Origin of the sequence: Terrabacter sp. RAF57, from assembly GCF_052113925.1 — a bacterium.
Lineage (GTDB): Bacteria > Actinomycetota > Actinomycetes > Actinomycetales > Dermatophilaceae > Terrabacter.
This window is the reverse complement of sequence record NZ_JBFRDT010000001.1, coordinates 369,834-379,885: the sequence shown is the minus strand read 5'-3', so window position 1 is coordinate 379,885 and position 10,052 is coordinate 369,834. Positions and strand designations below refer to the sequence as shown.

15 protein-coding genes are annotated in these 10,052 nt (G+C 72.3%); 7 read left to right on the top strand and 8 right to left on the bottom strand.

Annotated elements, in window-relative coordinates; translation table 11 throughout:
• A partial coding sequence (locus AB4Y83_RS01835; RefSeq protein ID WP_442295872.1) for an HNH endonuclease occupies positions 1-626 on the top strand: 626 nt, incomplete at its 5' end.
• 45 nt (positions 627-671) lie between these two features.
• Here AB4Y83_RS01835 and AB4Y83_RS01830 read toward each other — a convergent pair.
• Positions 672-1,547, bottom strand: a complete 876-nt coding sequence (locus AB4Y83_RS01830; protein ID WP_442295871.1) for a CPBP family intramembrane glutamic endopeptidase — start codon at positions 1,545-1,547, stop codon at positions 672-674.
• A 294-nt stretch (positions 1,548-1,841) separates the two neighbouring features.
• Here AB4Y83_RS01830 and AB4Y83_RS01825 point away from each other — a divergent pair, with 294 nt between their 5' ends.
• Positions 1,842-2,234 carry a hypothetical protein gene (locus AB4Y83_RS01825; protein ID WP_442295870.1) on the top strand — a complete coding sequence of 131 codons (393 nt, stop codon included), beginning with the start codon at positions 1,842-1,844 and terminating at the stop codon, positions 2,232-2,234.
• Between the two features lie 19 nt (positions 2,235-2,253).
• Here AB4Y83_RS01825 and AB4Y83_RS01820 read toward each other — a convergent pair whose 3' ends face one another.
• A complete protein-coding gene (locus AB4Y83_RS01820; RefSeq protein WP_442295869.1) occupies positions 2,254-2,577 on the bottom strand; it encodes a hypothetical protein in 324 nt (107 codons plus the stop codon).
• A gap of 16 nt (positions 2,578-2,593) precedes the next feature.
• Here AB4Y83_RS01820 and AB4Y83_RS01815 point away from each other — a divergent pair, with 16 nt between their 5' ends.
• Positions 2,594-2,728 (top strand): hypothetical protein, encoded by a 135-nt coding sequence (locus AB4Y83_RS01815; protein WP_442295868.1) that lies wholly within the window; start codon positions 2,594-2,596, stop codon positions 2,726-2,728.
• Positions 2,729-3,091: 363 nt separating this feature from the next.
• Here the strand turns inward: AB4Y83_RS01815 and AB4Y83_RS01810 are convergent, their stop codons facing one another.
• Both AB4Y83_RS01810 and AB4Y83_RS01805 read right to left on the bottom strand, forming a co-directional pair.
• Positions 3,092-3,934, bottom strand: coding sequence for a uracil-DNA glycosylase (locus AB4Y83_RS01810; RefSeq protein WP_442277007.1), 843 nt, complete (start codon positions 3,932-3,934; stop codon positions 3,092-3,094).
• A gap of 38 nt (positions 3,935-3,972) precedes the next feature.
• A complete protein-coding gene (locus AB4Y83_RS01805; RefSeq protein WP_442277006.1) occupies positions 3,973-4,494 on the bottom strand; it encodes a COG4315 family predicted lipoprotein in 522 nt (173 codons plus the stop codon).
• A gap of 147 nt (positions 4,495-4,641) precedes the next feature.
• On the opposite strand from AB4Y83_RS01805, the gene AB4Y83_RS01800 reads away from it, so the two are divergent.
• The 3 genes from AB4Y83_RS01800 (at position 4,642) to AB4Y83_RS01790 (ending at position 7,401) form a co-directional block, all read left to right on the top strand.
• Positions 4,642-5,130, top strand: a complete 489-nt coding sequence (locus AB4Y83_RS01800) for a sigma-70 family RNA polymerase sigma factor (protein ID WP_442277005.1) — start codon at positions 4,642-4,644, stop codon at positions 5,128-5,130.
• Entirely contained in the window at positions 5,127-5,819 is a 693-nt protein-coding gene (locus AB4Y83_RS01795; protein ID WP_442277004.1) for a zf-HC2 domain-containing protein, read from the top strand. The genes AB4Y83_RS01800 and AB4Y83_RS01795 overlap by 4 nt, the downstream gene beginning before the upstream one ends.
• Before the next feature lie 565 nt (positions 5,820-6,384).
• On the top strand, positions 6,385-7,401 hold the full coding sequence (locus AB4Y83_RS01790; protein WP_442295867.1) for a LacI family DNA-binding transcriptional regulator: 1,017 nt from the start codon (positions 6,385-6,387) through the stop codon (positions 7,399-7,401).
• 10 nt (positions 7,402-7,411) lie between these two features.
• Here AB4Y83_RS01790 and AB4Y83_RS01785 read toward each other — a convergent pair whose 3' ends face one another.
• The 4 genes from AB4Y83_RS01785 to AB4Y83_RS01770 form a co-directional block, all read right to left on the bottom strand.
• Positions 7,412-8,092 (bottom strand): hypothetical protein, encoded by a 681-nt coding sequence (locus AB4Y83_RS01785; protein ID WP_442295866.1) that lies wholly within the window; start codon positions 8,090-8,092, stop codon positions 7,412-7,414.
• Positions 8,093-8,248: 156 nt separating this feature from the next.
• Positions 8,249-8,830 carry a DinB family protein gene (locus AB4Y83_RS01780; RefSeq protein WP_442295865.1) on the bottom strand — a complete coding sequence of 194 codons (582 nt, stop codon included), beginning with the start codon at positions 8,828-8,830 and terminating at the stop codon, positions 8,249-8,251.
• Positions 8,831-8,879: 49 nt separating this feature from the next.
• The gene (locus AB4Y83_RS01775) at positions 8,880-9,047 is read right to left on the bottom strand and encodes a hypothetical protein (protein ID WP_200958960.1); all 168 of its coding nucleotides are present in this window, start codon (positions 9,045-9,047) and stop codon (positions 8,880-8,882) included.
• A 10-nt stretch (positions 9,048-9,057) separates the two neighbouring features.
• A complete protein-coding gene (locus AB4Y83_RS01770; protein ID WP_442295864.1) occupies positions 9,058-9,750 on the bottom strand; it encodes an alpha/beta fold hydrolase in 693 nt (230 codons plus the stop codon).
• Positions 9,751-9,794: 44 nt separating this feature from the next.
• Here AB4Y83_RS01770 and AB4Y83_RS01765 point away from each other — a divergent pair, with 44 nt between their 5' ends.
• The gene (locus AB4Y83_RS01765) at positions 9,795-10,043 is read left to right on the top strand and encodes a DUF2630 family protein (protein WP_020141871.1); all 249 of its coding nucleotides are present in this window, start codon (positions 9,795-9,797) and stop codon (positions 10,041-10,043) included.
• The last annotated feature ends 9 nt before the right edge of the window (positions 10,044-10,052 follow it).

Genomic DNA, 10,052 nt, shown 5'->3' with positions numbered 1-10,052 from the left:
CCGACGGTGGCTGGCTCACCGGCCGCCCCCGCCTGCCCCAACACATCACCAACCAGCTGACCTGCGACGGACAGCTCACCCCGGTCTGGGAGACCGACGGACACCCCGTCAACGTCGGCCGCGCCCACCGCGTCGTCCCCCACCGCACCMGCGTCCTGGTCCTGGACCGCGACCGCGGCTGCCGCTTCCCCGGCTGCGCCTCCACCCACCACCTCGAGATCCACCACCTGATCCACTGGCGCGACGGCGGCCCCACCGACACCAGCAACCTCCTGGCCCTGTGCACCTTCCACCACGACGGACACCACCGCGGCGAGTTCACCCTCACCGGCGACCCCACCCACCCCGACGGGCTCACCTTCCACACCGACACCGGCCTGCTCATCGGCCCACCCCAGAAACCACCCCCACCACCCACACCGCCCCCGCCGCCGCGGCTCACCCTGGCCCCCGACCCCACCCAACCGGACCGGTCAGACGGGCCGGACGAGTCAGACGGGCCGGACAAGTCAGACGGGGCACACGCGCCGGACCGTCGCAGACCACCCGCCCGACTCAGTCGCCGCTACCCCGCACCCTCCGGTGGCACCCTGCACCTGCACCTCGTCGACTTCACCCCGACCTGAGGGCGTCGTCGCCCGACGCGAAGGGGGCTCAGGCCCGCATCGGCATCAGGCCTGTGTCGCGCCGATCCCCTCAGCGGCCTTCACGTCGGTCCGCTCCACGACGCGTCCTCGGACGAACCACACGAGGATCAGGCCCGCGACGATGATGATGAAGCTGAACGACCCCGCGACGGTCAGCAGGGTGTTCTGGGTCCCGTTCGTGCCCACCTCGTCGATGCCACCCGTCGACAGCAGGACGAAGGGGTCGGTCAGCCCGTGGAGCACGATCGCCGGGATGATCGATCGCGTCACGCGCATCGTGAGGTACATGCAGACACCGAACCCGAACGTGTAGGCCATCGTGACGCCCACGGTCGAGACCGCTTGACCGCTCAGCAGGTTGACCGAGTGGAGCGCCGCGAAGACCAACGAGGAGACGAGCGCCACGACGCGCTCCGAGTGACCCGCATCGCGCAGCATCTTGACGGCGATGCCGCGCGTCAGCACCTCCTCGACGAGTCCGACGAGCAACCCCGTCACGATCGTGAGCACGATGACGGCGATGCCGTACTTCCCGTAGTCCGGGCCGATCACGCGCAGCACGATGGGGATCGTGACGAGGATCGGGCCCAGCCACATCCACCGCGACCCACCGATCGGCTGCGGGCCGAAGATCTCGCGCGTCCAGCCCATCGCCCACAGGAAGACGCCGAGGACGACAGCGCCGACGATGAGCGCGAAGGTGACGTCGACGAAGACGCTGCCGACGGTCGTCAGCAGCTCCTCCTCACTCTGTCGGGCGAAGACCCTCGACGCGAGCAGGCCCGCGCCGAGGTAGATGGCAAGGTAGACGACGACGAGGGGCACGAGCCGCCAGAAGCCGCCCCGGTCGAAGAACGAGCGCAAACGGCCCCTGAGTGCTCTGGCTGAGACGTCGGACATGTGGACCTCAACTCCCCTGTCGTGCGATGAGGCTGACACGTCGGCGGATCAGCGAGTCACCACGATCATCACCCATCGCTCTGCTCGATGCCACACAGGTTCGGGAGCCGGGAGCGGTCCTCGGGCTGGCCGACGTCTTCTCGCAGGACGAGCACCCCTTCCCACGGCAGGCGGTCGTGCGCGCCCTGCCCCGAGCTCCTCGGCTATGCGCGTCACCACTGAGGGCACCCGACCGCATAGGTCGAGTACGCCTACGGACGCGGTCCACGACAGCGAGCCGCGAGGATGGCGCCCATGGCCGCGGCAGAGTCGGCGGAGGGTCGGTGGGGACTCAGCCTGCCGTGGTGGTCACTGGCCATCGGCGTCCTGACGACGGCGTTCCTGGTCGGTCTGGCCCTCGCGCTGCTCGTCAAGCACGCCCTGACCTTCGGCTTCACCTCCGTCGCGGGGCTCGGTTCGGTCGACGGGCCGGACGTCGACCGCTACGAGCTGGCGCTGGCGGTCGGCATCGGCACCAACGTCTTCGGCGCGCTGGGCCTGTCGCGACTGGCCCGCCGGACGCGGGCCGCCGCGTGGCCCCGGGTGCTGACGGCTCTGCTGATCGCCGTGGTCACCGGTGCGCTGGCCACGGCCGGGATGCTCGCAGTCCTGGGGATCGACCCCCTGCTGCTCGTCGACGGCCTCTGACATCGACGCGCCGACGGCGTCAGCCCTGGGGGTCGACGTCCTCGGGGCGGTCAGCAGTCCTGCCCTCGTCGCGGCCGGCGGCGCGCCGGTCACGACGGCCGCGGACGACGGCGATGACGAGGCAGGCCACCATGCCGAGGAGGAAGAGCGGCAGCGCGGCCACATAGCCGAGGAACAGCACCGTGTCCGCGGGGGTCGGGGTGCAGCCGAAGCCGAGACCCGTGCACTGCCCCGAGGCGTTGTAGTCCGGGAGCGTCAGGTGCAGCACGAGCACGAGGACGGCTGGGACGATCCAGAGCAGGCCGAGGGCGACGATGTACGGGCGAACGCTGCGTGGCTCCACACCCCCACCCTCGCCCATGACCGCCGGCCGCACATCGTCGCCCCTCCTCAGCGCCGCCGACTCCCGCCTGGCGTCGAGGACGCCGCACGTCCGCATCCGCTCCTACGGTGACGTCATGGCCACTCACTGGGCCTTCGGCTGCGTGGCCTGATGGTCACAGCTCCTTGCGAAATGCACGTCGGCCGCGTCCGCCGTGGGCACGCCCTCCCAGCGGAAGATCTCGCGATAGCCCTGCTTCTCGTAGAAGCCGGGAGCCTGGAACGTGAACGACGTGACGAAGACGTGGCTGCAGCCCCGCGCCGCGCCTCGGACTCGAAGTCGGCGAGCAGCCGCTCCCCCAGCCCGGTCCCGCGCACGTCCTCACGCACCCAGGTCACGCCGATGCCGGCCGCGACACCCCAGGTCCAGCCGCGGTCCGCGGTGCCCGGCGGGCAAATCCGTCCTCAACGCCCTCACGGCGTCGAGCCGGGCCCTGATGTCCCCGACCGGCACGTCGAGCACGACGGCGCGCCAGTCAGAGACGCGCGATGACCTCGTCGAGCATCGCCTCGGTGAGCTTGCCCGTGAAGGTGTTCTGCTGGCTCACGTGGTAGCTGCCGACGAGTCGCACCCGCCGCCCGGTGTCGGTCGCCAGCACCGCCTCGGCACCGTGGCCGAACCTCGGCTTGGGTCTCGGCACGTCCCACCCCCGGCGGCGGGCCGCCCCGAGCGCCGCGTCCCAGGCGATCGACCCGAGAGCGAGCATCGAGCGCAGCCGCGGCTCGGAGAGCTCGAGGTCCCGGTCGAGCCACGCCGCGCACGTCGACTTCTCCTCGGTCGTGGGCTTGTTGGCGGGCGGGGCGCACCGGACGGCGGCGACGATGCGCAGGCCCGTCAGCACGAGCCCGTCGCCCGAGGCCACCGACGTGGGCTGGCTCGCGTACCCACCTCGGTGGAGGGCGGCATACAACCAGTCGCCGGAGCGGTCGCCGGTGAACATCCGACCGGTCCGGTTGGTGCCGTTGGCCGCCGGGGCCAGGCCGACGACGAGCACCTCCGCGTCCGGGTCCCCGAAGGAGGGCCCGGGGCGCCCCCAGTACGGCTGGTCGGCGAACGCCGCGCGACGTCCCTCCGTCGCCACCGACTCGCGCCACGCGACGAGCCGCGGGCACGCGCGGCACACGCTGATGCGCGCATCGAGCTCGCGTATGCCGTCCGCACCCGTGGCGAGTCGGCGCACCTGCGCAGGGGTGGCCGCGACCGGTGTCTCGGACGTGGCCGGGTCACCCGGCCAGCCCGAGCCCGCGGGCACCGGCGACAGGAAGAGGCCGCCGGTGACGGGGTGCTGGGCCGGGTTCGGCAGGTCGGCGGGGCACATGGCCCCACGCTAGGCCGACCCGGCCCCGCCCGAAGGTTCTAGGACTTGGTCTTGATCGGTGTCCCGGCGGCGTCGAGCACCCACCACACGTCCTTGACCGCCTGCCCCGTCACGTCACCGGGCTTCGTGTCCTTGGCCCAGTAGTACAGCGGCCATCCACCCAGGGTGAGCTGCTTCTTGCCGTCCGGCGTGTCGATCGCCGCGACCGTGCCGGTGACCCCGGACGCCGTGGGCGCGGCCGCACCCATGAGGGCCGGTGGCCAGGCCGCCAGGCACTGACCCGTGCAGGCGCTCGTCGCGCCACCCTTCGTGTCCTTGTCGAACATGTAGAGCGTCATGCCCTTGCCGTCCGTCACGATCGTCCCGAGGGACGAGCTCGCCGTCTTGAGCTCGGCGACCTCGGCGCCGCCACCTCCGGCCGCAGTTCCGGCGGACGTGGAGGCCGACGGTGACGGGGCTGCCGGGCTGGCAGGGTCGGGAGTCGACGACCCACAGGCCGTCGTGAGCACCAGGACCGCGGCGGCGAGCGCCGTCGTGCTGATGGATCGGGTTCGCATCATGATGACCTCCTCGATCTCGACGCCCGGGTGGCGTCCATGTCGGATACGTCTCCCGGCGTGAGACGGTTCAGGGGTCGACAGAGTGAACCTGACGCGCCGCGCAGGCGTCTCTGGACGGTGGAGCACCAGTGAGGAGGTGGCTGCGGGATGCCGCTGGACGACGAGGCGGTGGCTGAGATCTACCGCGAGCACGGGCCGATGCTGCGGCGTGTCGTCTGGCGCGCGACGAGCGACGCCAACCGGGTCGAGGACATCGTCCAGGAGGTCATCCTGCGCGTGTGGAAGCAGGCACCCGAGGCCGACAACCTGCGCGCCTACCTCATCACGACCGCCCGCCACCTCATCGTCGACCAGCACCGTGCCGCCGGCCGGCGCCCCCAGCAGGCGCAGCTCGTCGACGTGGCCGAGGCGGACTCCGCCCTCGACCGCGCCCTCGACCAGGTGCTCGTCGAGGAAGCCCTCGGCCGCCTCCAGACCAACCACCGAGAGATCGTGCGCTACCTCTACTTCGAACGCCTGACCGTCGCCGAGACCTCCATCCGCGTCGGGGTGCCCGAGGGCACCGTGAAGTCGCGGGCCTACTACGCCGTGCGCAACCTGCGCGTCATCCTCGACGAGATGGGAGTGACGAGATGACCACCGGATCGGACGACCTGCACGTGCTGCTCGGCGCGTACGTGCTCGGTGGCCTGTCCGACGACGACCACCGCGCCTTCAGCGAGCACCTGCGCGCGTGCCGGCAGTGCCAGACCGAGCTCGGCCAGGTCTCCGGGATGCCGCGTCTGCTCGACCTCGCCGGCCCCGAGGGTGGTCCGCACCTCAGCGACACCCCCGTCGCCGTGCCCGCTCCCCTCATGACCGACCACGACGACGAGCACCTCGTCACCCTGCTCGGCGAGGTCGGCCGACGCCGCCGCCGGCGTCGCACGTGGATGTCCGTCGTGGCCGCCGCGGCCGCGGTCGTGCTCTTCGCCGCCGGCGCCTGGCTCGGTCCGCAGCTGCTGACACCGACCACACCGACACTGCCGACGACGCACGTCGCTGCGGCCGCCGTCGCGGGCAGCCAGGTCCGCATCGACATCGCCCTCGTGACGCGCGGCTGGGGCACCCAGCTCGACGTCAACTGCGAGGACATGCCGACCAACGGTGAGCTGGCCCTCTGGGTCATCGACCGGAGCGGCAAGGCGACGAGCGCCGCGTCGTGGCGGGCGACCCCCGCCGGTTACTCCCGCGTCACCGGCGCGACGGCCTTGCGACCCAATGAGATCCAAGCGCTCGAGGTGCGCACCGGCACCGGCAAGGTGCTCGCCGAGGCCCGCACCTGAGCCGGCCGGCCTGACGGGCCAGGGCACGCCTGAAGAGCACGCCTGAGGGCCCGGCTCGCGACTGATCAGGTCTGCGATCCCGGGCCCTGATGGCGGTTAACGTACCTCAACGGGCCAGCCGCCCAAGCGATTCGGGGTGTGGTGCGGGGCAGCCCCCCTGCCCCGCACCGTTTCCCCTGACACTCAGAGCCTCGCCTGAGGTGGTTGATACACCGCAGACGTCACAAGCCGGACGGCAGCCGCGTCGCCGGGTGGCGTGACCGATCGCCGACATCGGAGCGGTCCGAGTCGTCGACGCCCGGTGACGTCGCACCGGCCTGTCGGCATCGGGGTCCCACGGTGGATGAAACGGCTACCTCTGCGCGTCCGGGCTCTGGATTCCAACGGTTACCGAATAGGGCACAGAGGCGGCCTGAGGTCACCACGAACGGCTTCGTCGAGCGCTAGCCTGTTCCTCGACGGGGCACACGGGTGCACTCAGGGGCAGTCACTCAGGGGCACTCACTCAGGGGCCGGACAGGGCTCCGCACGGACGGAGGCACGGTTGGCGGCGCGGCTGCGGGACGTGGCGGAGCGTGCGGGAGTGTCGGTCAAGACCGCCTCCAACGTGCTCAACCACCACCCCCACGTGAAGGCCAGCACGCGCGAGCGCGTCGAGGCCGCCATGGCCGAGCTGCACTACCGCCCCAACCTGTCGGCGCGCAGCCTCAAGCACGGCCGCGCCGGGTTCCTCGCCCTCGCCGTGCCGGCGATGGACTCGCCCTACTTCGCCGAGCTCGCGGCGCGCATCACCGAGGAGGCGGCCGCCCTCGGCTTCATCGTCCTGCTCGACGTGACAGGAGGCGACGCCGACGCCGAGCGCGTCGTCCTCGAAGGCATGCGCTCGCACGTCATCGACGGCGTCATCTTCTCGCCGCTCGCCCTCTCCCCCGATGAGATCAGCCGGCGCGCTGACATCTTGCCCATGGTGCTGCTCGGCGAACGGACCGTCCCCCCGGGCTTCGACCACATCGCGGTCGACTCCGTCGCTGCCGCGAGAGCTGCCACGGAACACCTTGTGGCGCAAGGACGCCGGCGCATCGCAGCCGTTGGGCGCGAGACGATGAGGGGCACCGCCTCCGCTCGCCTGCGCGGCTACCGCCAGGCGCTCAAGGGCGCCGGCCTCCCCTACGACCCCGACCTGGTCATCGGCGTTCCCCACTTCGAGCGCGCCGACGGCCACGCCGCGATGCAACGGCTGCTCGCGCTGCCCGAGCCCCCCGACGCCGTCTTCTGCTTCAACGACCTCATGGCCATCGGCGCTCTGCGCGCCTGCGTCGAGGCCGGCGTGGACGTGCCGGGCGAGGTCGCCATCGTCGGGTTCGACGACATCGCCGAGACCCGCTACTCCAACCCGACGGTCACGACGATCTCGCCCGACCTCACCGGCCTGGCGCGAGCCGCGCTCGAGCTGCTGTCACGCCGCATCGACGGCGAGCGCGGTGACGCCGAGGAGGTCGAGGTGGCGTGGACGCTCGAGGCGCGCGAGACGACGCTCGGGGTCCCGGCCCGTCGGCACCGCCCGGCGGCGACCCCCGGCTGAGCCGGAGCGCTCAGTCGGCCGAGCTCGACGTCGCCGCAGCCGGGTCGGCCAGGGCGGCCGCGGGGGCGGCCGACGGAGGCTGGACCGGGAGCGTGACGCGGTAGGTCCGGGTGACGCTCGTGCCGACGCAGGGCGTGGAGGCCCTGGCGGCCGTGCCCGCCTTGCCCGTGGCGCCCGCGGCGCCCGCGCCGCTCGTCGTCGTGTAGCTCGCCGTGACGTCGGCCGTGACCACCTTCGCGGCAGAGAAGGCCGGCACGAGGAAGCGCACGGCGGTGTAGTCGTGGACGGATGCCGCGAGACGGTCCTGCCGGTAGAAGGAGGAGTAGCCGCCGGTGTTGACCGGGTAGCCGACGTCGGCACCGTCTGCCGTCACCGTCACGGCCACCGAGCAGACGGGGGCGTCCGTCGTCCACGGGATCCGCACCCACGACTGCTGTCCGGCCACGACGGCGCCGAGCGCCCGGGTGACGGGCCGCAGGCCCGTGGAGACGCTGGCGTCCACGAGGTCGCTCTCCGCCGCTCGAGGCGTGACCGGCGCGGCCGGTGCGCTGCTCACGGCCGCCGTTGCGCGTGGCGCCGGGGTGGGCGCCGGTTCCATCGACTGGGCCCCGAGGACGACGGCGCCGGCTCCCACCGCGACCAGGACGGCACGACCGAGCAGCGTGCGGCGCGCCTGGGCGGGGGCTGACATGGGCGGTCCTCCGGGGACGGTCGGTCACGTGACGGCGCCGGTACTGGCGCCGCTGCCCCAGTGTGTCGAGGTCGCCGCAAGGGCAGCCGCGATATGCAGCAGGAATGCCGCAAGGTCGGCGCAAGAGCAGCCGGGACCGGCGTCAGCCCCTAGGGCTCAGGCGCCGGATCCCGCTGCGCGCGCGGCCTGCTCGACGCGCTCGCGGTGGGCCGCCCAGTCGGCCGCGTCGTCGCTCGTCGACACCGGGTCGTCGCCGACGACGCCGTCGACCTGCTCCCGGAGGATGTCGGCGTGGCCGACGTGACGGTTGGTCTCGGTGAGGACGTGCACCATGAGGTTGAAGAGCATGACGTCCGGTCGCGGCCACCACGGCACGTGGCCGGGCGCGTCGATCGGCAGCGCCTCGATCGTCGCGTCGGCGTGGGCGCAGGCGCGGCGGTAGCGCTCGACGACCTCGGCCCGCGACTCGTCCACCCTGACCCACAGCTGGTCGCGGCTCACGAAACCCGGGTCGTCGAACTGCGGCAGCGGCTCGGGGAAGGGCCGGCCCACGATGCCGCCGAGGTAGCGCGCCTCGGACAGCGTGAGGTGCTTGACGAGGCCGAGCAGGTTGGTGCCGGTCGTCGTCAGGGGTCGGCGTGCGTCGTACTCCGAGACCCCGTCCAGCTTCTGCAGCAGGGACGCCCGGACCCATCGCAGGTTGTCGTGGAGGTACGCCTTGGCGAAGTCGTCGATCACGGGCCCAGCCTCGCACGCGGGCACCTCGCTCACCCGTCGTGCGGCGCGGTCACACGGACCGGAAGAACCGCAAGTAGAAGGCCCCGAACACGAGGACGATGCCCACGTTGACCATGAGCCGCGCCCACACGTGGTCCCGGAAGAAGAGGACGTCGACGGCCACGACGACGGCCACCATCACGAGCGCGTAGAGCACGCCGAGCACGGGTCGTCCCATACCCCCAGTCCTACTCCCGATCTCCGCCGGAAGCCATGAGGTATGCCGCGAGCTCGGCCGGGTGCGAGAGCGCGGCCAGGTGCCCGCCGGGCACGACGTCGAGGTCGAGTCCCAGCCGGTCGCGCGCCACGCGACGCTGGAGGTCGACCGGGAAGAAGCGGTCGTCGGCGCCGGCGACGACGCGGGTCGGGACGTCGGGCCAGGCCTCGATGGCGCAGGGGGTCTCGAAGGCACGCTCGGCCTCGGGACGCTGGTGCTCCTCGCCACTCGCCGCGACCGCCGGGTCGACGTCGTGGAGGAAGTACGTGTCGAGGTCGAACTCCTCGCTCCACCCACCGGCGCGGGCCGCCGCGACCCGGGCCTCCTCGCACCGCACGGCGTCCCACCACGCCCCGGCGGTCTCGCCCGGCAGCGGGACCATGGCGTTGAGCAGGACGATGCCGGCCACGGGCCGCCGCGCGGCGACCATCGGCACGGTGAAGCCGCCCATCGACTGCCCGACGACCACGACGTCGTCACGGCCGTCGACCGCAGAGGTCACGAGGGCGGCATACTCCGGCAGCCCAGCCTCCGGGTCGTCGGCGGGCAGCTCGACGGCGACGGCTTCGTGGCCGGCGTCCTCGAGGAGCGGCACGACCCGGTGCCAGTACCAGGCGGCGCCACCGGCACCGGGGACGAGCGCGAATGTGGTCACTGTCCACATGCTAGCCCTCGACGGCGCCCGTGGGGCCGTGCGATCGTGGCCCCATGGCTGACGACCCCTCGATCCAGGACCGCATCGGCTCGCTCATCGACGAGGAGCACCGGCTGCGCTCCGCCCTGCAGGCCGGCGACATCACCGTCGACGAGGAGCACGCCCGACTACGCAGCGTCGAGGTCGAGCTCGACCAGTGCTGGGACCTGCTGCGCCAGCGACGGGCGCGGCGCGAGTTCGGCCAGGACCCCGACGGCGCCGAGGTGCGCTCCGAGCGCACCGTCGAGGGCTACACCGGCTGACCGCCCCGA

Excerpts from the sequence above, each read along its gene's own strand:
- AB4Y83_RS01830 (WP_442295871.1), bottom strand. The coding sequence starts at position 1,547 with ATGTCCGACGTCTCAGCCAGAGCACTCAGGGGCCGTTTGCGCTCGTTC.
- AB4Y83_RS01825 (WP_442295870.1), top strand. The coding sequence starts at position 1,842 with ATGGCCGCGGCAGAGTCGGCGGAGGGTCGGTGGGGACTCAGCCTGCCG.
- AB4Y83_RS01815 (WP_442295868.1), top strand. The coding sequence starts at position 2,594 with ATGACCGCCGGCCGCACATCGTCGCCCCTCCTCAGCGCCGCCGACTCC.
- AB4Y83_RS01810 (WP_442277007.1), bottom strand. The coding sequence starts at position 3,934 with ATGTGCCCCGCCGACCTGCCGAACCCGGCCCAGCACCCCGTCACCGGC.
- AB4Y83_RS01805 (WP_442277006.1), bottom strand. The coding sequence starts at position 4,494 with ATGATGCGAACCCGATCCATCAGCACGACGGCGCTCGCCGCCGCGGTC.
- AB4Y83_RS01800 (WP_442277005.1), top strand. The coding sequence starts at position 4,642 with ATGCCGCTGGACGACGAGGCGGTGGCTGAGATCTACCGCGAGCACGGG.
- AB4Y83_RS01795 (WP_442277004.1), top strand. The coding sequence starts at position 5,127 with ATGACCACCGGATCGGACGACCTGCACGTGCTGCTCGGCGCGTACGTG.
- AB4Y83_RS01785 (WP_442295866.1), bottom strand. The coding sequence starts at position 8,092 with ATGTCAGCCCCCGCCCAGGCGCGCCGCACGCTGCTCGGTCGTGCCGTC.
- AB4Y83_RS01775 (WP_200958960.1), bottom strand. The coding sequence starts at position 9,047 with ATGGGACGACCCGTGCTCGGCGTGCTCTACGCGCTCGTGATGGTGGCC.
- AB4Y83_RS01770 (WP_442295864.1), bottom strand. The coding sequence starts at position 9,750 with ATGTGGACAGTGACCACATTCGCGCTCGTCCCCGGTGCCGGTGGCGCC.
- AB4Y83_RS01765 (WP_020141871.1), top strand. The coding sequence starts at position 9,795 with ATGGCTGACGACCCCTCGATCCAGGACCGCATCGGCTCGCTCATCGAC.